Raw genomic sequence first — 24,697 nt, 5'->3', positions numbered from 1 at the left:
TGCCAAGGCGCTGAGCGACCACGCGGCTCACCAAGCTGATTGATATTTTCCTTTTGATTCAACCACTTGCAGCGGCCGCCCGGCCACCAGCGCAGTTCGAATTCACCCTGGCACGCAACCTGCTTAATCCTCGGCGAGGGGATTGAGCCAAAGGCGGCCCAAATCCCGACTGTCATCCCCTGACAAAGGACAACGGCGTCCATTTCCAGCTTGCTGAACGCAAGCGACGAAATGGGCGCCGTTTTGCTTTTTGGGTTCCGTTTCTTTGGGTTCTGTTTTCTTCAGCCAGGAGTTGAAATGACCGCTAAAACCACCCCCGCCGCCGCGCAGCATGACGCGGCCCAACCCGCCTGCGGATCCGCCATCGGTCGGCGCCGCTTCGTCGCGGGCGCCACGGCCCTCGTGGGCGCGTCGGGCCTTGCGCTGCCCTCGTTCGCCCAGAAGCCGGGCCAGCCTGAAAAGGAATCGCTCAAGTTTGGTTTCATCAAGCTGACCGACTGCGCCCCGCTGGTGGTGGCCTATGAGAAGCACTTCTTCGAGGACGAGGGCCTGAACGTCACGCTCGAAGCCCAGGCCAACTGGAAGGTGCTGCTGGACCGCGTGATCGACGGCCAGCTCGACGGCGCCCACATGCTCGCCGGCCAGCCGCTGGGGGCCACCATCGGCTTCGGCACCAAGGCCGACATCGTCACGGCCTTCAGCATGGACCTGAACGGCAATGCCATCACCGTCTCCAACGCGGTCTGGGCCCAGATGAAGCCCCACCTCCCGATGGAGGGCGGCAAGGTCAAGCACCCGATCAAGGCCGATGCGCTCAAGAAGGTGGTCGATAAATGGAAGGGTGAAGGCAAGCCTTTCAAGATGGGCATGGTCTTCCCGGTATCGACCCACAACTACGAACTGCGCTACTGGCTCGCGGCCGGTGGCCTGAACCCCGGCTACTACACCACCGGCGACATCTCGGGCACCAAGGGCGCCGACGTGCTGCTGTCCGTCACCCCGCCGCCGCAGATGCCCTCGACCATGGAAGCCGGCACCATCCACGGCTACTGCGTGGGCGAACCCTGGAACCAGCAGGCCGTGTTCAAGGGCATTGGCGTGCCCGTGGTGACCGACCTGGAAATCTGGAAGAACAACCCCGAGAAGGTCTTTGGCGTGACCAAGGGCTGGGCCGACAAGAACCCCAATACCCACGTGGCCGTGATCAAGGCGCTGATTCGCGCCTGCATGTGGCTGGACGCCAGCATGGCCAACCGCATCGAGGCCGTGAAGATGCTGGCCAAGCCCAACTACGTGGGTGCCGACGAGGCCGTGATCGGCAACAGCATGACCGGCACCTTTGAATACGAAAAGGGCGACAAGCGCCCGCTGCCGGACTTCAACGTCTTCTTCCGCCACTTTGCCACCTACCCGTTCTACAGCGACGCCATCTGGTACCTGACCCAGATGCGCCGCTGGGGCCAGATCACGGAGACCAAGCCCGACAGCTGGTACATGGACATGGCCAAAAAGGTCTACCGCCCCGACGTCTACATGGCCGCCGCCAAGGCGCTGATGGCCGAGGGCAAGGCCAAGGACAGCGACTTCCCCATGAAGACCGACGGATTCAAGGGCGTGCAGGACGGCTTCATCGACGGCATCACCTACGACGGCCGCAAGCCCAACGACTACCTCTCCAAACTCAAGATCGGCCTGAAGGCCGCGGACAAGGTCTGACATGGAACTCGTCGGCAAACTCATGGGCGGGCTGAGCGCGGCCCGGCGCGATCCGCGCGAACTGGTGCGCAGCCTGATGCTGTCGCTGGGCGTGCCGGTGCTGGCGTTTGGCCTGTTCCTGGTGCTGTGGTCGGTCACGGCCTCGCAGATCCAGACCAGCCTGGGCGCGGTGCCCGGCCCCTCGCAGGTGGCGGCGCAGGCCGTGGCGCTGGTGCAGGACCACTTTGCCGAGCGCGAGAAGGAAGCCGCCTTCTATGCGCGCCAGGAAGCGCGCAACAAGGAGCGCCTGGCCGAGGACCCCAGCTACCAGCCGCGCCACTTCAACTGGACCGGCAAGCGCACCTACCTGGACCAGATCCTGACCAGCCTGAAGACCGTGTTCGTGGGCTTTCTGCTGGCCACGCTGGTGGCGGTGCCGCTGGGCATCCTGGCGGGCTCGTCGCGCATCGTGCAGGCGGCCATCAACCCCATGGTGCAGCTGTTCCGGCCGGTCTCGCCGCTGGCCTGGCTGCCCATCGTGACGCTGATCGTCAGCGCGGTGTACGTCACCAAGGGCCAGCCGATGTTCGAGAAGTCGTTCCTGATCTCGGCGATCACCGTCACGCTGTGCTCGCTGTGGACTACGCTGATCAACACCGCGATCGGCGTGACCTCGGTCGACAAGGACCTGGTCAACGTGGCGCGCGTGCTGCAGCTGCCGCTGGGCACCCGGGTGCGCAAGATCATGCTGCCCTCGGCCCTGCCCTTCATCTTCACGGGCATGCGCCTGTCGCTGGGCGTGGGCTGGATGGTGCTGATTGCCGCCGAGATGCTGGCGCAGAACCCGGGCCTGGGCAAGTTCGTCTGGGATGAGTTCCAGAACGGCAGCTCCGACTCGCTCAGCCGCATCCTGGTGGCCGTGTTCACCATCGGCCTGATCGGCTTTGGCCTGGACCGCCTGATGCAGGTGCTGCAAAACCTCGCTGCGCGCCGCTGATGGACCACGGAGACGCCCCCATGAACCTCGCGCTCAAAACCCACCCCACCCCCACGGCCGGCGAACGCCACCCGCCGGCCCTGGTGGCCGTGCCCGCCACGGCGGCCCTGGAGTTGCGCAACGTCAGCAAGAGCTACGGCCGCGGCGGCGCGCGCTCCGAAGTGCTGCAGAACCTGAACCTGCGCGTGGAGCCCGGTGAATTCGTGGCCATCGTCGGCTTTTCGGGCAGTGGCAAGACCACGCTGATCAGCCTGCTGGCGGGCCTGATCCAGGCCGACAGCGGCGACGTGCTCAAGAACGGCCAGCCCATTACCGGCCCCGGCCCGGACCGCGGCGTGGTGTTCCAGAGCTATTCGCTCATGCCCTGGCTCAGCGTGCGCGAGAACATCGCGCTGGCCGTGGACCGGGTGTTTGCCGCTGAAAGCGCAAGCCAGCGCACCGAGCGCGTCACGCGCTACATCGCCATGGTGGGCCTGAGCGCCGCCGCCGACAAGAAGCCCGCCCAGCTCTCGGGGGGCATGCGCCAGCGCGTGGCCGTGGCCCGCGCCCTGGCGACCAACCCCGATGTGCTGCTGCTGGACGAGCCGCTGTCGGCGCTGGACGCGCTGACCCGCGCCAACCTGCAGGACGAAATCGTCCGCATCTGGGATGAAGACCGCAAGACGGTGCTGCTGATCACCAATGACGTGGACGAAGCCCTGATGGTGGCCGACCGCATCATTCCACTGCAGATGGGCCCGCGCGCCACGCTTGGCCCCTCGTTCACCGTGGACATCGCCCGCCCGCGCGACCGCCGCGCGATGAACCACGACGCGCGCTTCCAGCAACTGCGCGGCGAGATCACCGAGCACCTGATCGGCATCGCCCACCAGCACAGTGCCCGGCAGACGGCGCAGATCATCCAGCTGCCGGTGCTCACGCCCAAGAATGTGCAGCCCGGCCAGGGCCTGCCGACCGCGGCGCGCCTGTTCGGCCTGCGCCACGCCGCGCTCACCGAAACCATCGAGGCCGAGATCCCCGTGCCCGCCATGCCCAAGCCCGAGAGCGGGCTGGCGCTGCGGGTTGCGGACGACCGCTTCGTGGACTTCTCGCAGGTGATCAAGGTCTATCCCACGCCCAAGGGCCCGCAGGTGGTGGTGGACGGCTTCGACCTGAAGGTCCGCAAGGGCGAATTCATCTCGGTCATCGGCCATTCGGGCTGCGGCAAATCCACCGTGCTCTCGATGATGGCCGGCCTGACCGACATCACCGACGGCGTGATCGTGCTGGACGGCCGCGAGGTCGCGAGCGCCGGGCCCGACCGCGGCCTGGTGTTCCAGGCGCCCAGCCTGGTGCCCTGGCTCAGCGCCCATGCCAACGTGATGCTGGGCGTGGCGCGGGTCTTCCCGCACGCCAGCGAGTCCGAGCGCAAGGACACGGTGGACTACTACCTCAACCGGGTCGGCCTGGGCTCGGCCATGCACAAGCTGGCCAGCGACCTGTCCAACGGCATGAAGCAGCGCGTGGGCATTGCCCGGGCCTTTGCGCTGAACCCCAAGATGCTGCTGCTGGACGAGCCCTTCGGCATGCTGGACTCGCTGACCCGCTGGGACCTGCAGGAAGTGCTGATGGAGGTCTGGGCCCGCAACCAGGTCACCGCCATGATGGTCACGCACGACGTCGACGAGGCCATCCTGCTGGCCGACCGCGTGGTGATGATGACCAACGGGCCGCGCGCGAAGATCGGCAAGGTCATGGACGTGCCCCTGCCCCGGCCGCGCAGCCGTGAAGCCCTGCTCAGGCACCCGCGCTACTACGAGCTGCGCGAGGAGCTGATCGGCTTCCTCGAAGACTGCGGCAGCCAGCACTAGCCCACAGGAAGGAGCCCGCCATGAGCGCCGTGATGACCCCCCCGATTGCTACCAAATCAATAGCTGATCATGCCCGTCCGGCAAGGACTACAGGCCGATTCAGCTTCGGAAAGTATCGCGAGATCATCATCGCGGTGGGTTTCTTCCTGCTGTTCGACCTGGGCGTGCTGATTCTCAATTTCTACACCTCGTTCCAGATCTCGGAAGACGCCCTGGGCATCAACCTCGCGGGGCGCCAGCGCATGCTGTCGCAGCGCACGGCCAAGGCGCTGCTGTCGGTGGACACGGCGCGGGCCAAGGGCACGGCCGCCGACGCCGAACTGGCCGAGCTGGCCTCGGCGGTGCGGCTGTTTGACGTGTCGCTCAAGGGCTTCCAGCACGGCGCCACGGTCCCTGGCGGCGATGGCAAGCCGGTGTTCCTGCAGGCGGCCGACAGCGAACGGGCCGCGGACATCCTGCGCAAGGCGCAGGCCCTGTGGACACCCTACCAGCAGCACCTGGCCCCGGTGCTGGCGGGCAACGCCACCGACGCCGATCTCCAGGCCGCGGTGGACTATGCGCGCGCCAACAACCTCAAGCTGCTGGGGCTGATGAACGACCTGACGACCTCGCTGGAGGCCGTGGCCTCCGACCGGGCCAACACGCTGCGCCGGGTCCAGACCGGCGGCATCGTGCTGGCGTTGCTGAACTTCGCATTCATCCTGTTCAAGTTCCTGCGCCGCCTGCGCACCTCGGACGCGGCGATCGAAGCCGCCAACGAGGAAAACCGCGAAATCCTGGTCAGCGTGCGCGAGGGCCTGTTCCTCATGACGCCCGACCACCGGCTTGGCTCCCAGCTGTCGCGCTCGGCGCATGAACTGTTCGGCCGGCCGCTGCAGCCCGGCGACAGCTTCTTTGCCCTGCTCGCGCCCCTGGTGTCGGCCAAGGCCCTGGCCGACGCGCGCGACTATGTGGAGCTGTTGTTCTCGCCTCACGTCAAGGAAGCCCTGGTCCAGGGCATCAACCCGCTGTCGGAGGTCGAGGTCTCGGTCAAGAACCGGCTCGGCCAGGACCATCGGCGCTACCTGTCGTTCCACTTCAACCGCGTGCAGGAAGGCGCGGGCGTGCGGCACCTGCTGGTCACGGTGCAGGACATCACGGCCCGCATGGAACTCGAAGCCCGCCTGCTGGACGAGCGCCAGCGCTCGCAAAAAGAGTTTGCGATGCTGCTCAAGGCCTTTGACGCCGACCCGGCCATGCTGCGCCAGTTTGTCGCGCGCGCCGAGACCGGGCTGCTCGAAATCAACGACCTGCTGCGCAGCACCTCGTCGGCCCAGGGCGAGATGGCCGTGCTCAGGGCCATCAACGAGGCCTGCCGCCGCATCCACGCGCTCAAGGGCGACGCCGCCACGCTCGGCCTGGAAACCCTGGCCTCGCAGGCCCATGGCTTCGAGTCCGAGCTGCAGCGCATCCGTGACTCGGGTGGCGGCAGCGGCAACCTGGGCGACACGCTGCTGACCCTGCCCATGCCGCTGGAAGACCTGCTCAACAAGGTGGCGGCGCTCAAGAGCCTGACCGGTGTGCAGCGCCCCGTGTCCGACGACGCGCCGGCCGGCGAGGCCATCAACGATGCGCTGACCCGGCTCGCCACCGAGGCCGCCAGCGCCGATGGCAAGCAGGTCCGCGCCACCGTGCGCATGGGCAGCCAGGGCGACCTGGAACCCGCGGCCCGTGACCTGGTGCGCGAGATCGCGGTGCAGCTGCTGCGCAACGCGGTGATCCACGGCATCGAGACGCCCGAGCAGCGCCTGGCCGCCGGCAAGACCGCGCAGGGCCAGCTGGATCTGCACCTGGTGCGCGGCGAGGCCGACTGGACGCTGTCGATGCGCGACGACGGCCGCGGCCTGTCGGCCCAGCGCGTGCGCGAGCGCCTGCTGGCGCTGGGCTGGTACACCGAAGCCCAGCTGGACAGCTTCAACGACCGGCAGATCGTGGCCCACATCTTCCGCCCCGGCTTCTCGACCGCGGGCCAGCTGACGATGCATGCGGGCCGGGGCGTGGGCCTGGATGTGGTGCAGGCCAATGTGCAGCGGCTGGCCGCGCGCATGACGCTGGCCTCCACGCCGGGCCAGTTCACCGAATTCAGGATCAAGTTCTCGTGAGCCCGCCATGCGCCTGCTGATCGTCGACGACTCCAACATGATCCGCTCGCGCATCTCGCGCGTGGTGCAGACCGGCGCGCTCTCGGGCGTTGCCATCGTGGGCCTGGCGCGCAACGGCGCCGAGGCGGTGCGGCTGGCCCGCGCGACCCAGCCCGAGGTGGTGACCATGGACCTGACCATGCCCGAGATGGACGGGATCGAGTGCATCACCGAGCTGATGCGCCTGTTCCCGCGGATCAACATCCTGGTGGTCAGCGCCCTGAGCGACAAATCGACCGCCATCGCCGCCTTGCGGCTGGGCGCCCGCGGCTTCGTGGCCAAGCCCTTCACCGACGATGAACTGCGGCTGGCGCTGCTGGACGTCGCCGACGCGCGCTGAAGGACCGCCATGAACACCCTCAACGAAGAAGAACTCAAGCTGTTTGTGGACTCGGTGCGCCACTACTTCAGGACCACCACGGCGCAGGAGCCCCAGATCACCTCGGCCTTTCTGGGCACCGGCGATGTGGAGGGCTTCGAGTTCAACGGCATCGTGAGTTTCTCGGGCTCGTACAACGGCCAGGTCATCGTCTCGATGCCACCGCGCCTGCTGCGCGAACTGCTGCTGATGCAGCACGAGACCGACCTGTCGGACGGCAACCTGCTGGACGCCGTGGGCGAGATCGCCAACACCCTGGGCGGCAACGCCCGCAAGTCGCTGGGGCCGGAACTGCTGATCTCGGTGCCGGTGAAGCTGCAGGGCGCCACCGGCACGCGGGCCCGCGTGCGGCGCCACCCCTACGTGATCACGCTGCGCTGGAACCACCAGCCGGCCGTGGTCTGCATCGACATGGAACGAAAGCATTGAAGTACGCCTTACAGGAGCAAACCATGAAAAAAATGAAACTCGTGATGATCGGCAATGGCATGGCCGGTGTCCGCACTCTCGAGGAGCTGCTCAAGATCAGCCCGGACCTGTACGACATCACGGTCTTCGGCGCCGAGCCGCACCCCAACTACAACCGCATCCTGCTGTCGCCGGTGCTCGCGGGCGAGCAGACGCTGGACGAGATCGTGCTCAATTCCTGGGACTGGTACAAGGACAACCACATCACCCTGCACGCCGGCAAGAAGGTGGTGGAGGTGGACCGCATCAAGCGCATCGTGCGCGCCGAGGACGGCACCGAGGCCGGCTACGACCGGCTGCTGCTGTGCACCGGCTCCAACCCGTTCATCCTGCCGATCCCGGGCAAGGACCTGCCCGGCGTGATCGCCTACCGCGACATTGCCGACACCAACGCCATGATCGACGCCGCGGCCAAATACAAGAATGCCGTGGTCATCGGCGGGGGCCTGCTGGGCCTGGAAGCCGCCAACGGCCTGATGCTGCGCGGCATGAATGTGAGCGTGGTCCATGTGATGCCCACGCTGATGGAACGCCAGCTCGACAGCGTGGCCGGCAAGCTGCTGCAGAAGTCACTGGAAGACCGGGGCCTGAAGTTCCTGATGGGCGCGCAGACGCAGGAACTGGTGGCCGGCGACGATGGCCGGGTCAAGGCCATCCGGTTCAAGGACGGCACCGAGGCGCCGGCCGACCTGGTGGTCATGGCCGTGGGCATCCGCCCCAACACCGCGCTGGCCGAGAGCATGCGCCTGCACTGCAACAAGGGCATCGTGGTCAACGACACCCTGCAGACCGTGACCGACGCGCGCATCTACAGCGTGGGCGAATGCGCGGCGCACCGCGGCATTGCCTACGGCCTGGTGGCGCCGCTGTTCGAGCAGGCGCGGGTCGCGGCCAACCACCTGGCGCAGTTCGGCATCGGCCGCTACCAGGGGTCCCTCACCTCCACCAAGCTCAAGGTCACGGGCATCGACCTGTTCAGCGCGGGCGAGTTCATGGGCGGTGAAGGCACCGAGGAGATCGTGATGAGCGACCCCTTTGGCGGGGTCTACAAGAAGCTGGTGCTCAAGGACGACAAGCTGGTGGGCGCCTGCCTGTATGGCGACACCGTGGACGGCAGCTGGTACTTCAAGCTGCTGCGCGATGGCCGCAGCATCAGCGACATCCGCGACAAGCTGATGTTTGGCGAGTCCAACATCGGCGACGCCGGCCATGAAGGCCACAGCAAGGCCGCCAGCATGCCCGACGACGCCGAGGTCTGCGGCTGCAATGGCGTGAACAAGGGCACCATCTGCAAGGCCATCAAGGAAAAGGGCCTGTTCACGCTGGACGAAGTGCGCAAGCACACCAAGGCCAGCGCGAGCTGCGGCTCCTGCACCGGCCTGGTCGAGCAGATCCTGATGTTCACCGCGGGCGGCGACTACTCCGCCACGCCCAAGCTCAAGGCCATGTGCGGCTGCACCGACCACGGCCACCAGGCCGTGCGCGACGCGATCCGCGACAACAAGCTCATGAAGATCGCCGACGTGTTCAGCTTCATGGAATGGAAGACGCCCAATGGCTGCTCAAGCTGCCGCCCGGCCGTCAACTACTACCTGATCAGCACCTGGCCCAAGGAGGCCAGGGACGACCCGCAAAGCCGCTTCATCAACGAGCGCAGCCACGCCAACATCCAGAAGGACGGCACCTACTCGGTGATCCCGCGCATGTGGGGCGGCGAGACCACGGCCGACGAGCTGCGCCGCATTGCCGATGCCGTGGACAAGTACAAGATCCCCACCGTCAAGGTCACGGGCGGCCAGCGCATCGACCTCTTGGGCGTCAAGAAGGAAGACCTGCAGAACGTCTGGAAGGACATCGGCATGCCCAGCGGCCACGCCTACGCCAAGGCCCTGCGCACCGTGAAGACCTGCGTGGGCAGCGAATGGTGCCGCATGGGCACCCAGGACAGCACCCAGATGGGCAAGGACCTGGAGCGCGCCATGTGGCGCATGTATGCCCCGCACAAGGTCAAGTTTGCGGTGAGCGGCTGCCCGCGCAACTGCGCCGAGGCCGGCATCAAGGACGTGGGCATCATCGGCGTGGACAGTGGCTGGGAGATGTACATCGCCGGCAACGGCGGCATCAAGACCGAGGTGGCGCACTTCTTCGTCAAGCTCAAGACCGCGGCCGAGGTGCTCGAATACACCGGCGCGTTCTGCGAGCTGTACCGCCAGGAAGGCTGGTACCTGGAGCGCACGGTGCACTACGTGAACCGCGTGGGCCTGGACTATGTGAAGAAACGCATCCTGGACGACCACGAAGGCCGCAAGGCGCTGTGGGAGCGGCTGCAGTTTGCCCTGGACGGCGAGCCCGATCCCTGGTTCGAGATGGACAAGGCCGCGGTGGACGTGCGCCAGTTCGAGGCCATCGCGCCCCGCCTCCCCCAGCCGGTCCTGCCCTGAGGAGCACCAGGCATGCAACGCCGCACCCTTCTGTCAACGCTGCTTGCAGGCAGCGCCGCGCTGACCCTGCCCGCGAGCGGACACGCCCAGGTGATCAGCATCAACGACGCCATCAACAAGGCCGGCCGCCAGCGCATGCTGAGCCAGCGCGCGGCCAAAAGCTACATGGCCCTGGGTCAGGAAGTCATGGCGGATTCGGCTGCCAAGGTGCTCGCCGCCTCGCTGGCACTGTTCGACCGCCAGCTGGTCGAGCTCAAGGCATATTCGCCCACCCCGGAGATCCGGGCCACCTACAGCGCCCTGGAAGCCGCCTGGAGCGACTACAAGGCCGCACTGGTCGGCAAGTCTCCAGACCGGGCCGGGGCTGAATCGGTGGTCGCGCTGTCCGGCAAGGTGCTGCAGCTGGCCAACCAGGGCACGGTCCAGCTTGAAGGCACCTCCGGCAAATCGGTGGCGCGGCTGGTCAACACCTCGGGCCGCCAGCGCATGCTCAGCCAGCGCATGGCGGCCTACTACCTGACGGCCAGCTGGGGCGTGCAAAGCGCCAGTGCGGCCGCTGAAGTGAACAAGGCCCGCGACGAGTTCATCAGCGCGCACGCACTGCTCAAAAGCGCGCCCGAAGCCACGCCGGCCATCAAGGCCGAACTTGAACTGGCCGAGACACAGTTCGCGTTCTTCGAGGTTGCCCTGAAGAACCTGAGGCCCGGCGTGGCCAACAACAGCGCCCAGACCCATGTTTTCACCACCAGCGAACGCATCCTGCAGGTGATGAACAACGTGACGGGCATGTACGAAAAACTGAGCTGAAGGACACTGGACATGACTGACTGGATCACCATCTGCGCGGTAGACGACATCCCGGTACTGGGATCGCGCCGCGTCGCACGCCCCCTAGGCCTGGACGTGGCCGTGTTCCGCAACGCCGAAGACAAGGTGTTCGCCCTGCTTGACCGCTGCCCGCACAAGGGTGGGCCCTTGAGCCAGGGGATCGTTCACGGCGAAAGCGTGGCCTGCCCCCTGCACAACTGGAATATCGGGCTGGCCAATGGCTGCGCCCGGGCGCCCGATGAAGGCTGCACGCCCAGGTTCAGCGTCAAGGTCGAGGCCGGCACCGTCCATCTGGACGCCACCGAACTGGCCACGCTGGCCATCGACCTGACCCGTCCCGTGGCTGGCCCTGCGCGCCGGGAGCCGGCCGACGCATGATGCCACTTGAGACCCGCTCCACCTGCCCCTATTGCGGTGTGGGCTGTGGCGTCATCATCGAGTCGCAGGGCGCCCAGGTCACCGGCGTGCGCGGCGACCCGGACCACCCCGCCAACCGGGGCCGGCTGTGCAGCAAGGGCTCAAGCCTGCACCTCACAGCGGCCGCCACCGTCACGCGCCAGACCCGCTTGCTGCAGCCGCTGCAACGCGCGCAGCGCGGCGGTACCGCCACCCCGGTGAGCTGGGATGCGGCGCTGGGCCATGCGGGCAGCACGCTGGCAAGCATCATCCGCGACCACGGGCCGGATGCCGTGGGCTTCTACATCTCGGGCCAGTTGCTCACCGAAGACTATTACGTCTTCAACAAGCTGGCCAAGGGCCTGATCGGCACCAACAACGTCGACACCAACTCGCGCCTGTGCATGAGCAGCGCGGTGGCCGGCTACAAGCAGACTCTGGGCGCCGATGCGCCACCCGCCTGCTACGAGGATATTGACCACGCCCAGTGCCTGTTCATCACCGGCAGCAACACCGCCTACGCGCACCCCATCCTGTTCCGGCGGATCGAGGATGCGCGCGCCGCCAACCCGGCCATGAAGATCATCGTGGCCGACCCGCGCCGCACCGACACGGCGGGCATCGCCGACCTGTTCCTGCCGCTGCAGCCGGGCAGCGACGTGATGCTGTACAACGGGCTGCTGCACATCATGCTGTGGGAGGGCTGGACCGACGCGGCCTACATCGCCGCCCACACCGCGGGCTTTGACGCGCTCAAGGCCGCCGTGCGCGACTGCACCCCCGACCTCGTGGCGCAGACCTGCGGCCTGCGCAAGGAAGACCTGCTCACGGCGGCGCGCTGGTTTGCCGGCGCGTCGGGCACGGGCCCGCGCAGCCCCACGCTGAGCCTGTATTGCCAGGGCCTGAACCAGTCCAGCAGCGGCACGGCCAAGAACGCGGCGCTGGTCAACCTGCACCTGGCCACGGGGCAGATCGGCCGGCCGGGCGCGGGCCCGTTCTCGCTCACCGGCCAGCCCAATGCCATGGGCGGGCGCGAGGTGGGAGGCATGGCCAACCTGCTCAGCGCCCACCGTGACCTGGCCAACCCCGCGCACCGCGCCGAAGTGGCTGCGCTGTGGGGCGTGCCCGGCGTGCCCGAGCGGCCCGGCAAGACCGCCGTGGACATGTTCCAGGCGGCCGCCGATGGCGAGATCAAGGCGCTGTGGATTGCCTGCACCAACCCGGCGCAGTCCATGCCCGACCAGGCCACGGTGCGCCGCGCCCTGCAGCGCGCCGAGCTGGTGGTGGTGCAGGAGGCGTTTGCCACCACCGCGACCTGCGACTTCGCCGACCTGCTGCTGCCCGCCACCACCTGGGCCGAAAAGACCGGCACGGTCACCAACAGCGAACGCCGCATCACGCGCGTGCGCACCGCCGTGGCCGCGCCCGGCCAGGCGCGCCACGACTGGGCCATCGTGGTCGATCTGGCCCGGCGGCTGGAGGCCGTGATGCGCCCGGGCCAGCCCACGCTGTTCCCCTACCCGTTGACGCCGGCCGACGCCGGTGCCGAAGCCATCTGGAACGAGCACCGCGAATCCACGCGCGGCCGCGACCTGGACATCACGGGCATGAGCTACGCGCTGCTGGAGCAAGGCGCCCTGCAATGGCCCATGAAGACCGGCGAGGCCGCGGGCCGCGCCCGCCTCTATGAAGACGGCATCTTCCCCACCCCCGACGGCCGGGCCCGCTTTGTCCCCGTGGCCTGGCAGCCGGTGACTGAGGCGCGCGAGGCCCGCTACCCGTTCAGTCTCAACACCGGCCGGCTGCGCGACCAGTGGCATGGCATGAGCCGCACCGGCACGCTGGGCCGGCTGTTTGGCCATGTGACCGAACCCACCGTGCAGATGAACCCGCAGGACATGGCGCGGCGCCTGCTGGCGGAAGGCGATCTGGTCTACCTCACGAGCCGGCGCGGCTCGCTGGTGGTGCCGGTGCAGGCCAGCCCCGACGTGGGGCTGAGCCAGGTCTTCATGGCCATGCACTGGGGCCCGGAGTTCCTGAGCGGCTGCTCCAGCACCGGCGAGCCACTGGCCGGCGTCAACGCCCTGACCAGCCCCGTGTACTGCCCGAGCTCGAAGCAACCCGAACTCAAGCACGCCGCGGTCAAGGTGCTCAAGGCCGAACTGCCCTGGTCGGTGCTGGGCGTGGCCTGGCTGCCCGGTGGCGAGGCCCTGGCCGCGCGCGAATCGCTCAAGGCCCTGATGCGGCTGTTCCCTTACGCGAGCTGTGTGCCGTTTTCCAGCCAGGCCCCGCTGGCCGGCGCCGATGGCGCCGCACGCACCGGCGTGCTGTTTCGCGCCGCCGCGCACGAGGCCCCGCCCGATGCGCTGCTGGAGCGCCTGGAAGCCCAGTTGGGCCTGTCGGGCACCGATGTGCTGCGCTACGCCGACCGCAAGAAGGGCCAGCGCCGCGCCATGCGCCTGGTGCGCAGCGGCAGCGACACCCGGCTCGAAGGCTTTGTGCTGGCCGGCGACACGCGGGCCGAAAGCTGGGTCAAGACCCTGCTGCAGGAAGAACTGCCGACCCAGGCCTACGGCCGGCTGCTGCTGGCGCCGGGTGCCCAGGCACCGGTGGCCGTGCAGTCGCGCGGCCGCCAGGTCTGCACCTGCTTCAATGTGACCGAGCCCGCCATCCTGGCCGAGCTGGGCACCGGCACAGGCTCCGGGGAGGAACGCCTGGCACGGCTGCAGGAGCGCCTCAAATGCGGCACCAACTGCGGCAGCTGCGTGCCCGAGCTCAAGCGCATGGTGCACGCCGTGATGCCGCTGCGGCAGGCGGCCTGACAGGTGGCATGAGCGCCGCTGCGTCATTCGCCATATAGCCGCAAGTCATCAGACCTGGTCAACAATCCGGCATGGGCATCAGCCAGTACATCAAGGAAATCGGCCGCGGCAAGCAGGGCGCGCGGTCGCTCACGCGCGAGCAGGCCGCCGACCTGTTTGGCCAGGTCCTGGACGGCAGCGTCACCGACCTGGAGATCGGCGGCTTCTGCCTGGCGATGCGCATCAAGGGCGAGACCGCCGAGGAAATGGGCGGCTTTCTGGACGCCACCCACGCGCGGCTGGCCCGGCTCCCGGCCAGCGACCGCCCCCTGGTGGTGCTGCCCAGCTACAACGGTGCGCGCAAGCTGCCGGTGCTGACCCCGCTGCTGGCCCTGCTGCTCACGCGCCGCGGCCTGCCCGTGCTGATCCATGGCACGGCCACCGAAGCGGCCCGGGTTTTTGTGCCAGATGTGCTGGAAGTCCTTGGCACACGGCCACAGAGCGCTATTAAAAAAGTAGCAAATGGGGAGCTGGTCTACCTCCCCACCGAGGTGCTGAGCGCGCCACTCAAGCGCCTGCTCGATGTGCGGCGCGTGGTGGGCCTGCGCAACCCGGCCCACAGCCTGGTCAAGCTCATGAACCCCTGCGACGGCCCTGCGGTGATCGTGGGCAGCTACACCCACCCGGAATACGCCGTGTCGATGGCCGCCGTGTACGAGCTCATGGGCAGCACCGCCCTGCTGCTGCGCGGCACCGAGGGCGAGGTGGTGGCCGACCCGCGCCGGCTCCCTCAGATGGACGGCCTCATCCGCGGGCGCCGCTTCACGCTCGAGGAAGGCCGCAAGGGCACGCTGACCGACCTCCCCGATCTGCCCCGGCAGATCGATGCGCAAAACACAGCTGCTTACATCCGCGCCGTGATCGACGGGCACCAACCGATTCCCGCATCCATCTCACAGCAGGTGGAACACATCTTGCATTTGGCAGAGGCATCATGAACAACGGAAAAGTCACCCTGGTGGGCGCCGGTCCTGGCGATCCGGAACTGCTCACCCTCAAGGCGCTCAAGGCCATCCAGGCCGCGACCGTCGTGCTGGTGGACGACCTGGTCAGCGAGGCCATCGTGGCCCATGCGTCGCCGGGCGCGCGCGTGGTGCACGTGGGCAAGCGCGGGGGCTGCAAGAGCACGCCGCAGGCCTTCATCGAGAAGCTCATGATCATGGCCGCGCGCGAGGGCGAGAACGTGGTGCGCCTGAAGGGCGGCGACCCGTTCATCTTCGGCCGCGGCGGCGAGGAAACCGAGCACCTGCGCGCCGCGGGCGTCGAAGTGCATGTCATCAACGGCATCACCTCGGGCCTGGCGGCGGTCACCTCGCTCGGCTTTCCCCTGACCCACCGCGAACACGCGCACGGCGTGGTGTTCGTCACGGGCCACACCAAGCCCGGCGACGACGGCACCGACTGGCGCGCCCTGGCCGCCACGGCCCGCGACGCCCGGCTCACCCTGGTGATCTACATGGGCGTGAGCAGTGCGCAGCGCATCCAGGACGAGCTGCTCACCGGCCTGCCCGCGGCGACGCCGGTTGCCATCATCCAGCGGGCCACCCTGGCGGACCAGCGGCATGCCGTCACCACCCTCGGGCAACTGCGCGCCACCATCGAACGCGAAGGGCTCGCCAGCCCGTCCGTGATGGTGGTGGGGGATGTGGTCCAGGGCGTTGCGGCAGCCAGCATGGCGCCGGCTTTCACGCGCGCCGCCTGACGCCCGGGCCCCGGCCCACGGACCCACGCGATCATGTGGGCGGCGGCTACACTGCATCCCATTTCAGATGGACGGGAGCAGCACGGTGCTGGAAAAACTCAACGAATTCACCGAGAGCCATGGCGCGCTCAAGCCGGGCAGCGGACTCATCACGGGCGTCATCGCGCTGAGCCTGGGCATCCTCTGCTTTCTGGGGGTGCTGGCGTTCCACTTTCCCGAGTACCTGACCACGCCACAGCTGCGCAAGAGCTATGACGTGGCGATGATCCGCCAGCTGATGTTCTGGGCCATGGTGGTCGCGGGCGGCCTGAGCCTGGTCAACGTGGTGTTCAACCGCTCGCGCTGGCTGTCGGGCTTTGCGTTTCTGCTGGTCGCGCTGTCGGCGCTGCTGGGCGGCCACAAGGTCGAGGTCAACCCCAACTTCCCGGACGACACGCTGTACATCGGCATGGACTGGTTCATCCTGGACCTGCTGGGCTCGTCGCTGATCTTCATCTTCATCGAGAAGCTGTTCGCGCTGCGCCGTGACCAGCCGGTGTTCCGGCCCGAGTGGCAGACGGACTTTCACCACTTCATCGTCAATCACATGATCGTGGGCTTTGTGCTGCTGGCCACCAACCTCATGGTGCACCGGTTCTTCGGTTGGGCCGGCAATGACGGCCTGCGCGGCTGGGTCCAGGGTCTGCCGTTCTGGGTGGGGGTGCTGCTGATCGTGCTGGTGGCCGACCTGGTGCAGTACTGGACCCACCGCGCCTACCACGAGGTGCCGCTGCTGTGGCGCCTGCACGCGGTGCACCACAGCGCCAAGAGCATGGACTGGCTGGCGGGCTCGCGCCAGCACATCCTTGAACTGCTGATCACGCGCACGCTGATCCTGGCGCCCATCTATGTGCTGGGCTTCTCCAAGGAAGTGATTGACGCCTACATCGTGATCGTCGGCTTCCAGGCGGTGTTCAACCACGCCAATGTGAGCGTGCGCCTGGGCCCGCTGCGCTACGTGATCGTCACGCCCAACTTCCACCACTGGCACCACAGCCAGGACCAGGAGGCGCTGGACAGGAACTACGCGGCCCACTTCGCCTTTCTGGACTACCTGTTCGGCACCGCCGTCAAATCCACCCAGCTGTGGCCGCAGCGCTATGGCGTGCTGGGCGACTACGTGCCCAATGGCTTCCTGAAGCAGTTCAAGTTCCCGTTCACCTGGAAGGGCTGAGCTTGAGGTTTGACGCGATCATCGTCGGGGCCGGTGCCGCCGGCCTGTTCTGCGCTGGCGTGGCAGGCCAGCGCGGGCTCAAGGTGCTGCTGCTGGACCACAGCGAGAAAGTGGCCGAGAAGATCCGCATCTCGGGCGGCGGGCGCGCCAACTTCACCAACCGCGACCTCGACCCGCGCTCGCCGCACAAGCACTTCATTGGCGCCAACCCGCATTTCTGCCGATCGGCCCTGAGCCGCTACACGCCGCAGGATTTCGTCGCGCTGCTGCAGCGGCACGCCATTGCATTTCACGAAAAACACAAAGGCCAGCTGTTCTGCGACCGTTCGGCCGACGACCTGATCCAGATGCTGCTGCGCGAATGCGCGGCCGGCGGCGTGACGCACTGGCAGCCTTGCGGCGTGAAGGCGGTGCGCCACGGGGCACAGGGCTACGAGCTGGACACGCCGCGCGGCACGGTGCGGGCCGCCAGCCTCGTCGTGGCCACGGGCGGGCTGTCCATTCCCAAGATCGGCGCCACCGACTTCGGCTACCGCATCGCCAGCCAGTTCGGGCTGCGCCTGGTCGAGCCCCGGCCGGCCCTGGTGCCGCTCACCTTCGACGGCGAGGGCTGGGCGCCGTACGCCCAGTTGGCGGGCCTGGCGCTGCCGGTGCAGATCGAAACCGCGGCCCCTTCGGCAAGCTCGAAACGATCGGCCAGCATGGCCTTCGACGAAGACCTGCTGTTCACCCACCGCGGCCTGAGCGGCCCGGCCGTGCTGCAAATTTCAAGCTACTGGCAGCCCGGCAGCCCGATCCGGCTCAACCTGGCCCCGCAGGCCGACCTGCCCGCGGCACTGGCCCGCGCCAAGGCCACCTCGCGCAAGCTGATCGCCAACGAACTGTCCAACCTGGTGCCCTCGCGGCTGGCCGACGCCTGGGTGCAGCAGGACGCTGCCTGGCAGCGGCCGGTGGGTGAAGCCACCGACAAGGCGCTGAACCTGCTGGCGCAGCGCCTGAGCCGCTGGGAACTGACCCCCACCGGCACCGAGGGCTACAAAAAGGCCGAAGTGACCGCCGGCGGCGTCGACACCCGCGACCTGTCGTCGCAAACCCTCGAATCCAGCCACCCGGGCCTGTATTTCATCGGCGAAGTGGTGGACGTGACCGGCTGGCTGGGCGGCTACAACTTCCAGTGGGCCTGGGCCAGCGCCCACGCCTGCGCCATGGCGCTGCCGGCGGTCACCACGGCAACGGCTTGATGCGCGCCGGAAAAGCGTTATAATTCAAGGCTTTTGCTGGCAAACCCCCACGGCCTGATCACCTACAAGTGGGGGACATTCAGCGTCTACGGAGCAAGGGCCCGATCTCCCTTGACCCCTCTGGGCGCACAAATCTGGAATTCATTCGCTAATGACCACCGTCCGCGTTAAAGAAAACGAGCCGTTTGACGTCGCCCTGCGCCGCTTCAAGCGCACCATTGAAAAGCTGGGTCTGCTGACCGAACTGCGCGCCCGCGAGTTCTACGAAAAGCCCACCGCCGAGCGCAAGCGCAAGAAGGCTGCCGCCGTCAAGCGCCACTACAAGCGCGTTCGCAGCATGCAGTTGCCCAAGAAGCTCTACTGAGCGCCGGCTGCCCTCGCGGCAACCCGAAAAGCCTGCCTGGGGACGCTCACGCAGGCTTTTTTGTCGCCCGCCTTTTTTCGCCTTTCTCCCGGAGAACCCCATGAGCCTCAAGGAACAGATCACCGAAGACATGAAAGCCGCCATGCGCGCCAAGGACAGCGTGCGCCTGGGCACCATCCGCCTGCTGACCGCCGCCATGAAGCAGAAGGAAGTGGACGAGCGCGTCGAGCTGGACGACGCGGCCGTGATCGCCATCGTCGACAAGATGCTCAAGCAGCGCAAGGACAGCATCGAAGCCTTTGAGAAGGCCGGCCGGCAGGACCTCGCCGACGTGGAAATCGCCGAGACCCAGGTGCTCAAGGTCTACCTGCCCGCGCGCCTGAGCGCCGAAGAGGTCGCCGCCGAAGTCAAGGCCATCGTGGCCGAACTGGGTGCCAAAGGCCCCGGCGACATGGGCAAGGTCATGGGCGCCGTCAAGGCCAAACTCGCCGGCAAGGCCGATATGGGCCAGGTGAGTGCCGCTGTCAAGGCAGCGCTGGCAAGCTAATTCAAGTGCCACCGCGGAACCGGCTCCGCCGGGCCGCCGGTGGTGCCCCCTGGGGGGAGGCGGCCGCAGGCCGCTTCGGGGGGAGCTAGCTCCCCGCGACCTTCATCCGGTTGACCAGCACCGAGCCCACCGTCTTGGCGCCATAGTTGTAGGCATCGGCGCCCACGGCGTCAATGCCCTGGAGCATGTCCTTGAGGTTGCCGGCAATGGTGATCTCCTGCACCGGGAAGGCGATCTGGCCGTTCTCGACCCAGAAGCCGCTGGCGCCACGTGAGTAGTCACCGGTCACGTAGTTCACGCCCTGCCCCATGAGCTCGATCACGAACAGCCCGGTGCCCAGCTTGCGCAGCATGGCGTCCAGGTCGTCATCGGGGCGGGTCAGGCGCGACGTCATGGTGAGGTTGTGCGAGCCCCCCGCATTGCCGGTGGTCTTCATCCCCAGCTTGCGCGCCGAATAGCTGCTCAGGAAATAGCCTTCCACCCGGCCTGCGTCCACCACCTTGCGGGCACGGGTGCGCACACCCTCCTCGTCAAACGGCGAACTGCCCTTGCCGCGCGGCACGTGCGGGTCTTCGGCAATGTCGATGTGCCTGGGCAGCACGCGCTTGCCCAGCGAATCGAGCAGGAAACTGCTCTTGCGGTACAGCGCGCCGCCGCTCACGGCCTGCACAAAGCCGCCCAGCAGGCCCGCGGCCAGCGGCGACTCGAACAGCACCGGGCATTGCGTGGTGGCGATCTTGCGCGACTTGAGCCGGCTCAGCGCGCGCTCGGCCGCGTAGCGGCCCACGGCCTGCGGGCTGGCCAGCTCCTCGGCGCTGCGCATGGAGCTGTACCAGGCGTCGCGCTGCATGCCATTGCCCTTGCCGGCAATTGGCGCCACCGACAGGCTGTGGCGCGAGCTGGCGTAGCCGCCCCGAAAGCCCCGCGTGTGGGCACTGAAGAAATGGCTTTGCTGGGCCGAGACACCGGCGCCCTCGCTGTTGGTGATGCGCCGGTCGGTGGACAGGGCCGCGGCCTCGCATTCCAGCGCGAGGCGGGCCGCCTCCTCGCTGGTGATGGCCCAGGGGTGGAACAGGTCCAGCTCGGGCTGCTCGTGGGCCTGGGCCACATCGGCCGCGTCGGGCAGGCCGGCCACCGGGTCCTCGGCGGTGAAGCGCGCAATGTCAAAGGCGGCCTGCACGGTCTGCTCGATGGCGGCGGGGGAAAAATCAGAGGTGCTGGCGTTGCCGCGGCGGTGGCCCATGTAGACGGTCACGCCCAGCGACTTGTCGCGGTTGCGCTCCACGGTTTCAAGCTCGCCCTTGCGCACCGACACGCTCAGCCCGCAGCCTTCGGAGGCTTCGGCGCCGGCATCGGTGGCGCCGAGTTTCTTCGCATGGGCCAGGGCCCGGTCAACCAGTTCTTCGAAGGTGGCGCGGCTGTAGGCAAAGCCGCTGTCGGCTCGTGAGGAGGGTGTGGTCATATCGGGAGCTATGATACTTGCCGCTTTGCGACTGGCAGGCCACACTCCTGCAACACCCCCCAAAACACATGTCCCGCAAACCCAAAAAAGGCTATTTCGTCCGCGGCCAGTTCGTGGCCGAAGGCAGCGAACTGGACCTTGAACTCAAGGCCGAGCTCAAAGGCACGACCGAAGCCAGCAAGACCGACCTCAAGCGCGAAAGCACCGAGCTGCAAAAGCTCGGCGAGGACCTGCTCACGCTGCGCGCCGACCTGATGGCCCGCCTGCCCCTGCCCGACAAGCTGGTCGAGGGCCTGGCCGAGGCCAAGCGCATCACCAACTTCGAGGGCAAGCGCCGGCAGATGCAGTTCATCGGCAAGCAGATGCGCCTGCTCGAACCCGAGGTGGTCGAGGCCGTGCGCGCCGCGCTGGACGAGCAGCAGCGCGGCTCGGCCCAGCACACGCTGGCCCTGCACGAGGCCGAGCAGTGGCGCGACCGCCTGATCGACGACGACGAAGCGCTGCCGCTGTGGTTGCAGCTGAGCCCGGACACCGACACGCAGCAGCTGCGCGCGCTGATCCGCCAGGCCCGCAAGGACGCGCAGCCTGACAAGACCTCTATCTCGCAGGGGCTGGCGCCGCGGCGCGGCCGCGCCTACCGCGAAATCTTCCACCTGGTGCGGGAGCAGCTGGGCCATGAGTGAGGCGGGCATGGACGGCGGGTTCGATCCCGTGCGCATCGGCATCGTCTCGGTCAGCGACCGGGCCTCCACCGGCGTCTACGAAGACAAGGGCCTGCCCGCGCTGCAGGACTGGCTGGGCAGCGCACTGCGCAACCCCATTGAATTTGTGCCCCGGCTGATCCCTGATGAGCAGGCCACCATCAGCGCCACGCTGATCGAGCTGGTGGACGCCGGCTGCGCCCTGGTGCTGACCACCGGCGGCACCGGCCCCGCGCCGCGCGACGTCACGCCCGAGGCCACGCTGGCCGTGGCCCACAAGGTCATGCCCGGCTTTGGCGAGCAGATGCGCCAGATCAGCCTGCACTTTGTGCCCACGGCCATCCTGTCGCGCCAATGCGCCGTCATCCGTGACAAAAGTCTCATCATCAACCTGCCAGGCCAGCCCCGGGCGATCCAGGAAACACTGGAAGGGCTCCAATCTGCGGAGGGCCGGCCCGGCGTGCCCGGCATCTTTGCCGCCGTGCCGTATGGCGTGGACCTGATCGGCGGGCCCTATCTTGAAACCCGCGACGAGGTCTGCAAGGCTTTCCGGCCCAAGTCGGCCATCCGGCCCGCGCGGCCTCAGGAGTCTTCATGAATGCCCTGTTTTCGCTGCAATTCAGACAAAAAATGGCTGGAGTCCAGGCCCCGTGGGCACTGTGCGCTATTCTTTTGGTAGCAAACAGCGCCTGGGCCCAGACCGCGGCCCCAGCCGCTGCCGAACCCACCGAGCCCAGCCTGCCCTACGTCGTCAAGCCGTCGGACAAGCTGATCGTCATGGCGCGCGAGCTGCTGGTGCGGCCCGACGCCTGGGCCGAGGTGGCCAGGTTCAACCGCATGAAGGACCCGAACTTCATCAAGCCTGGCCAGCGGGTCAACATCCCGCTGCGCCTGCTCAAGTTCGAGCCCGCCAACGCGCGCATCATCAGCACGGCCGGCGACGTGCGGCTGGGCGGAACGGCTGCCACCGTGGGCATGGCCGTGCCCGAGGGCGGCCGGCTGCAGACCGCCGCCAACAGCTCGGCCATCGTCGAGCTGGGTGACGGCAGCCAGGTCAAGCTGCTGCCCAACACGCTCGCCGAGGTGGTGTCCAACCGCGGCTACGCCATGCGTGACGCCAGCGCCAGCGGCTCGACCACCTGGTTCTCGGGTTTCATGCGGCTGAGTCTGGGCGCGCTGGAGACGGCGGCCGCGCGCATCCAGAACCGCGCCACCCCGTTGCAGATCGAAACCCCCACCTCGCTGGTGGGCGTGCGCGGCACCCAGTTCCGCGTGGCCTATGACGACCCGGTGTCCCGCAACGCGCGCACCGAAGTGGTCGAAGGCCTGGTGCGGGCCGACAACCCGGCCCAGCAAAGCGGCGCCGACCTGCCCGGCGGCACCGGCGCCATCATCAACCCGGCCGTGCGCGAGGTGCGCGTGGTCAAGCTGCTGCCCGCGCCCGACCTCACGGCCCAGCCCGGTGAGCTCACCCGGCCCGTGACCGTGCTGCCCATGCCGGTGCTGGCGGGTGCCACGGCCTTCCGGGTGCAGGTGGCCAGCGACGACCGGTTCTCGCGCATCGTGCGCGACCTCAAGGTCACCGCGCCCGGTGTGGATCTGGCCAGCCTGGACAACGCGAACTGGTACACCCGGGTGCGCGGCATCGACGCGCAGGGCCTGGAGGGCCTGGACGCCGTCAAGCTGATCGCCATCAAGGCACCCACGCGCTGGCGCGTCACCAGTTCGTCACTGAGCATCCGCAACGGGCAGAACGTGCTGGCCTGGACCGCCGAGCAGGCCAACGGCCAGCCGCTGAGCGCCCCGCGCTACAGCGCCGAACTCGCCAGCGACGAGGCCTTTGGCAACGTGCTGGGGCGGTTTGAATCGACCGGGCCGCAGCTCACGCTGGGTGACCTCAAGGCCGGCGTGTACTACCTGCGGCTGCACGCCACGCTGGCCGACGGCCACACGCTGGACACCGGTGTCTACCGGCTCGACATCTCGGCCAACTGGGGGGTGACCGTGTTCGACAACGGCTTCCCGCTGGTGCCGCTCGCCACCAGGTAACAGGGAACAGGGCCAACATCATGGAAAGCATCATCACCGACAAGCGCACCTGGTCCCGCTCCGACGTGGCCGAGCTGCTGATCTCCAAGACCGCGCTGACCGAGCTCACCCTGGCCCATGCGCTGCAGATCGTGCGCCTGCTCACGCCGCAGCGCATCAAGGCCGGCGCGGTCCTGATCCAGGAAGGCGTCACCAGCACCGGCTACATGGCGCTGGTGCTGCAGGGCGAGGCCGTGGTGGCCAACGAAATGCGCGGCAGCCTGCACGACTCCATGGTGCTCAGCATGCTGGGCAGCGGCAGCCTGTTTGGCGAGCTGGGCGTGCTGGACGGCAAGCCACGCTCGGCCACCGTGACCGCCGTCACCGACATGGACATCGCCGTGCTCGACCGCCCCGCGCTGGCCCGCCTGATCGAGACCGTGCCCGACGTGGCCTGCGCGCTCATGGGCGCGATCATGGCGCGCGTGGCCGAGCGGCTGCGCGCCACCAACATCAAGGTCAAGACCCTCACGGCCCAGAACCTGTCGCTGCTGGACGAGGTCGCGGCGCTGCGCGCCCGCGGTGGCCGCCCCGCGGTGGACCTGAACCTGGACAGCGCCGGCTGAGCCACGCGCGGCAGCGCCGTCATGCGTTGCGCCTACACTGGTGGCACGCATTTCGCTTCACCAGCCACACCGGCCCGCACACGGCCCTGGAGACCCTGATGGAACCCTTTGTCACCGAGAAACGCGTCTGGGCCCGCCATGAAGTGGCCCAGTTGCTGGCGTCCAAATCGGCCCTGGTGGAGCTGGATGCCGACACGGCGCTGGCCGTCGTCAAGCTCATGAGCCTGCAGCGGTTCAAGGCCGGTGATGTGCTGATCCAGGAGGGCACCACCAACACCCACTTCCTCGCGCTGATCCTGCGCGGCGAGGTGGTGGTGGAAAACGAAGGCCTGTCGCGCGCGGACTCCCTGGTGCTGGGCGTGGTCGGGGCCGGCAGCGTGCTGGGCGAAATGGGCCTGTTCGACGGGGAGCCCCGCTCGGCCACCTGCAAGGCCTCCAGCGACGTGGATGCCGCGCTGCTCACGCGCGACGCGCTGACCGAGCTGTCGCGCACCAGCCCGCAGCAGGCCAACAAGCTGCTGGCCACGCTGCTCGCGCGCCTGACCAACCGCCTGCGCACCATGACCAAAAAGCTGCGCCAGGCCGACCGGTCCAACCATGCGCTGGCGCACGAACTCGCCCAGCTCAAGGAGGCCAGGACCGGCAAGCCCCAGCCGCTGCCGCCGCCCTCGGACAGCGGGATGATCCTGCTGTAAGCGGGGTGGCGGGCCGCCGCAGG

The 24,697-nt window shown here is 67.8% G+C and carries 22 protein-coding genes; 21 read left to right on the top strand and 1 reads right to left on the bottom strand.

Annotation, left to right across the window (positions count from 1 at the left end):
• Positions 1-297 precede the first annotated feature (297 nt).
• The 16 genes from KF796_09100 to KF796_09025 all read left to right on the top strand — a co-directional run bounded on the left by KF796_09100 (position 298) and on the right by KF796_09025 (position 19,162).
• Complete coding sequence (locus tag KF796_09100) at positions 298-1,716, top strand: ABC transporter substrate-binding protein (GenBank protein MBX3586792.1); 1,419 nt, start codon at positions 298-300, stop codon at positions 1,714-1,716.
• A 1-nt stretch (position 1,717) separates the two neighbouring features.
• Positions 1,718-2,692 (top strand): ABC transporter permease, encoded by a 975-nt coding sequence (locus KF796_09095; GenBank protein ID MBX3586791.1) that lies wholly within the window; start codon positions 1,718-1,720, stop codon positions 2,690-2,692.
• A 20-nt stretch (positions 2,693-2,712) separates the two neighbouring features.
• On the top strand, positions 2,713-4,542 hold the full coding sequence (locus tag KF796_09090) for a nitrate ABC transporter ATP-binding protein (protein MBX3586790.1): 1,830 nt from the start codon (positions 2,713-2,715) through the stop codon (positions 4,540-4,542).
• Positions 4,543-4,562: 20 nt separating this feature from the next.
• Positions 4,563-6,683 carry a type IV pili methyl-accepting chemotaxis transducer N-terminal domain-containing protein gene (locus KF796_09085; GenBank protein ID MBX3586789.1) on the top strand — a complete coding sequence of 707 codons (2,121 nt, stop codon included), beginning with the start codon at positions 4,563-4,565 and terminating at the stop codon, positions 6,681-6,683.
• 7 nt (positions 6,684-6,690) lie between these two features.
• Positions 6,691-7,062 (top strand): response regulator, encoded by a 372-nt coding sequence (locus KF796_09080; protein MBX3586788.1) that lies wholly within the window; start codon positions 6,691-6,693, stop codon positions 7,060-7,062.
• A gap of 9 nt (positions 7,063-7,071) precedes the next feature.
• Positions 7,072-7,530, top strand: a complete 459-nt coding sequence (locus tag KF796_09075) for a chemotaxis protein CheX (GenBank protein MBX3586787.1) — start codon at positions 7,072-7,074, stop codon at positions 7,528-7,530.
• 23 nt (positions 7,531-7,553) lie between these two features.
• Positions 7,554-10,010: a nitrite reductase large subunit NirB gene (nirB, locus tag KF796_09070; protein MBX3586786.1), complete on the top strand. Its 2,457-nt coding sequence runs from the start codon at positions 7,554-7,556 to the stop codon at positions 10,008-10,010.
• A gap of 12 nt (positions 10,011-10,022) precedes the next feature.
• Positions 10,023-10,817, top strand: a complete 795-nt coding sequence (locus KF796_09065; protein MBX3586785.1) for a type IV pili methyl-accepting chemotaxis transducer N-terminal domain-containing protein — start codon at positions 10,023-10,025, stop codon at positions 10,815-10,817.
• Between the two features lie 12 nt (positions 10,818-10,829).
• Entirely contained in the window at positions 10,830-11,216 is a 387-nt protein-coding gene (gene nirD / locus KF796_09060; protein MBX3586784.1) for a nitrite reductase small subunit NirD, read from the top strand.
• A complete protein-coding gene (locus KF796_09055) occupies positions 11,216-14,056 on the top strand; it encodes a molybdopterin-dependent oxidoreductase (GenBank protein MBX3586783.1) in 2,841 nt (946 codons plus the stop codon). Before nirD ends, KF796_09055 begins: the two co-directional genes overlap by 1 nt.
• Positions 14,057-14,127: 71 nt before the next feature.
• Complete coding sequence (ybiB, locus tag KF796_09050; protein ID MBX3586782.1) at positions 14,128-15,033, top strand: DNA-binding protein YbiB; 906 nt, start codon at positions 14,128-14,130, stop codon at positions 15,031-15,033.
• Positions 15,030-15,797 (top strand): uroporphyrinogen-III C-methyltransferase, encoded by a 768-nt coding sequence (gene cobA, locus KF796_09045; protein MBX3586781.1) that lies wholly within the window; start codon positions 15,030-15,032, stop codon positions 15,795-15,797. The genes ybiB and cobA overlap by 4 nt, the downstream gene beginning before the upstream one ends.
• A 67-nt stretch (positions 15,798-15,864) precedes the next feature.
• The gene (locus KF796_09040; protein ID MBX3586780.1) at positions 15,865-17,010 is read left to right on the top strand and encodes a sterol desaturase family protein; all 1,146 of its coding nucleotides are present in this window, start codon (positions 15,865-15,867) and stop codon (positions 17,008-17,010) included.
• On the top strand, positions 17,007-18,251 hold the full coding sequence (locus KF796_09035; GenBank protein MBX3586779.1) for an NAD(P)/FAD-dependent oxidoreductase: 1,245 nt from the start codon (positions 17,007-17,009) through the stop codon (positions 18,249-18,251). The genes KF796_09040 and KF796_09035 overlap by 4 nt, the downstream gene beginning before the upstream one ends.
• A 151-nt stretch (positions 18,252-18,402) precedes the next feature.
• Positions 18,403-18,615, top strand: a complete 213-nt coding sequence (rpsU, locus tag KF796_09030) for a 30S ribosomal protein S21 (GenBank protein MBX3586778.1) — start codon at positions 18,403-18,405, stop codon at positions 18,613-18,615.
• Between the two features lie 100 nt (positions 18,616-18,715).
• Positions 18,716-19,162, top strand: a complete 447-nt coding sequence (locus KF796_09025) for a GatB/YqeY domain-containing protein (protein MBX3586777.1) — start codon at positions 18,716-18,718, stop codon at positions 19,160-19,162.
• A gap of 85 nt (positions 19,163-19,247) precedes the next feature.
• On the opposite strand, the gene pmbA is transcribed toward KF796_09025, so the two are convergent.
• The gene (gene pmbA, locus KF796_09020) at positions 19,248-20,624 is read right to left on the bottom strand and encodes a metalloprotease PmbA (GenBank protein MBX3586776.1); all 1,377 of its coding nucleotides are present in this window, start codon (positions 20,622-20,624) and stop codon (positions 19,248-19,250) included.
• 68 nt (positions 20,625-20,692) lie between these two features.
• Here pmbA and KF796_09015 point away from each other — a divergent pair, with 68 nt between their 5' ends.
• From KF796_09015 to KF796_08995, 5 genes are all read left to right on the top strand, one after another.
• Complete coding sequence (locus KF796_09015; GenBank protein ID MBX3586775.1) at positions 20,693-21,307, top strand: DUF615 domain-containing protein; 615 nt, start codon at positions 20,693-20,695, stop codon at positions 21,305-21,307.
• Positions 21,300-21,923, top strand: a complete 624-nt coding sequence (gene mog / locus KF796_09010; protein MBX3586774.1) for a molybdopterin adenylyltransferase — start codon at positions 21,300-21,302, stop codon at positions 21,921-21,923. The genes KF796_09015 and mog overlap by 8 nt, the downstream gene beginning before the upstream one ends.
• Entirely contained in the window at positions 21,920-23,374 is a 1,455-nt protein-coding gene (locus KF796_09005) for a FecR domain-containing protein (protein ID MBX3586773.1), read from the top strand. The genes mog and KF796_09005 overlap by 4 nt, the downstream gene beginning before the upstream one ends.
• A 20-nt stretch (positions 23,375-23,394) precedes the next feature.
• Complete coding sequence (locus KF796_09000) at positions 23,395-23,979, top strand: cyclic nucleotide-binding domain-containing protein (protein MBX3586772.1); 585 nt, start codon at positions 23,395-23,397, stop codon at positions 23,977-23,979.
• Positions 23,980-24,077: 98 nt separating this feature from the next.
• Positions 24,078-24,674 carry a cyclic nucleotide-binding domain-containing protein gene (locus KF796_08995; GenBank protein MBX3586771.1) on the top strand — a complete coding sequence of 199 codons (597 nt, stop codon included), beginning with the start codon at positions 24,078-24,080 and terminating at the stop codon, positions 24,672-24,674.
• Positions 24,675-24,697: the final 23 nt, after the last annotated feature.

Origin of the sequence: Ramlibacter sp., from assembly GCA_019635435.1 — a bacterium.
GTDB lineage: Bacteria > Pseudomonadota > Gammaproteobacteria > Burkholderiales > Burkholderiaceae_C > JAHBZM01.
This window is presented reverse-complemented; position numbering and strand designations above follow the sequence as displayed.

Excerpts from the sequence above, each read along its gene's own strand:
- cobA (MBX3586781.1), top strand. The coding sequence starts at position 15,030 with ATGAACAACGGAAAAGTCACCCTGGTGGGCGCCGGTCCTGGCGATCCG.
- KF796_09065 (MBX3586785.1), top strand. The coding sequence starts at position 10,023 with ATGCAACGCCGCACCCTTCTGTCAACGCTGCTTGCAGGCAGCGCCGCG.
- KF796_09080 (MBX3586788.1), top strand. The coding sequence starts at position 6,691 with ATGCGCCTGCTGATCGTCGACGACTCCAACATGATCCGCTCGCGCATC.
- KF796_09100 (MBX3586792.1), top strand. The coding sequence starts at position 298 with ATGACCGCTAAAACCACCCCCGCCGCCGCGCAGCATGACGCGGCCCAA.
- KF796_09000 (MBX3586772.1), top strand. The coding sequence starts at position 23,395 with ATGGAAAGCATCATCACCGACAAGCGCACCTGGTCCCGCTCCGACGTG.
- KF796_09005 (MBX3586773.1), top strand. The coding sequence starts at position 21,920 with ATGAATGCCCTGTTTTCGCTGCAATTCAGACAAAAAATGGCTGGAGTC.
- KF796_09075 (MBX3586787.1), top strand. The coding sequence starts at position 7,072 with ATGAACACCCTCAACGAAGAAGAACTCAAGCTGTTTGTGGACTCGGTG.
- KF796_09055 (MBX3586783.1), top strand. The coding sequence starts at position 11,216 with ATGCCACTTGAGACCCGCTCCACCTGCCCCTATTGCGGTGTGGGCTGT.
- nirD (MBX3586784.1), top strand. The coding sequence starts at position 10,830 with ATGACTGACTGGATCACCATCTGCGCGGTAGACGACATCCCGGTACTG.
- mog (MBX3586774.1), top strand. The coding sequence starts at position 21,300 with ATGAGTGAGGCGGGCATGGACGGCGGGTTCGATCCCGTGCGCATCGGC.
- KF796_08995 (MBX3586771.1), top strand. The coding sequence starts at position 24,078 with ATGGAACCCTTTGTCACCGAGAAACGCGTCTGGGCCCGCCATGAAGTG.
- KF796_09095 (MBX3586791.1), top strand. The coding sequence starts at position 1,718 with ATGGAACTCGTCGGCAAACTCATGGGCGGGCTGAGCGCGGCCCGGCGC.
- nirB (MBX3586786.1), top strand. The coding sequence starts at position 7,554 with ATGAAAAAAATGAAACTCGTGATGATCGGCAATGGCATGGCCGGTGTC.
- ybiB (MBX3586782.1), top strand. The coding sequence starts at position 14,128 with ATGGGCATCAGCCAGTACATCAAGGAAATCGGCCGCGGCAAGCAGGGC.
- pmbA (MBX3586776.1), bottom strand. The coding sequence starts at position 20,624 with ATGACCACACCCTCCTCACGAGCCGACAGCGGCTTTGCCTACAGCCGC.
- rpsU (MBX3586778.1), top strand. The coding sequence starts at position 18,403 with ATGACCACCGTCCGCGTTAAAGAAAACGAGCCGTTTGACGTCGCCCTG.
- KF796_09025 (MBX3586777.1), top strand. The coding sequence starts at position 18,716 with ATGAGCCTCAAGGAACAGATCACCGAAGACATGAAAGCCGCCATGCGC.
- KF796_09040 (MBX3586780.1), top strand. The coding sequence starts at position 15,865 with ATGGACGGGAGCAGCACGGTGCTGGAAAAACTCAACGAATTCACCGAG.
- KF796_09090 (MBX3586790.1), top strand. The coding sequence starts at position 2,713 with ATGAACCTCGCGCTCAAAACCCACCCCACCCCCACGGCCGGCGAACGC.
- KF796_09015 (MBX3586775.1), top strand. The coding sequence starts at position 20,693 with ATGTCCCGCAAACCCAAAAAAGGCTATTTCGTCCGCGGCCAGTTCGTG.
- KF796_09085 (MBX3586789.1), top strand. The coding sequence starts at position 4,563 with ATGAGCGCCGTGATGACCCCCCCGATTGCTACCAAATCAATAGCTGAT.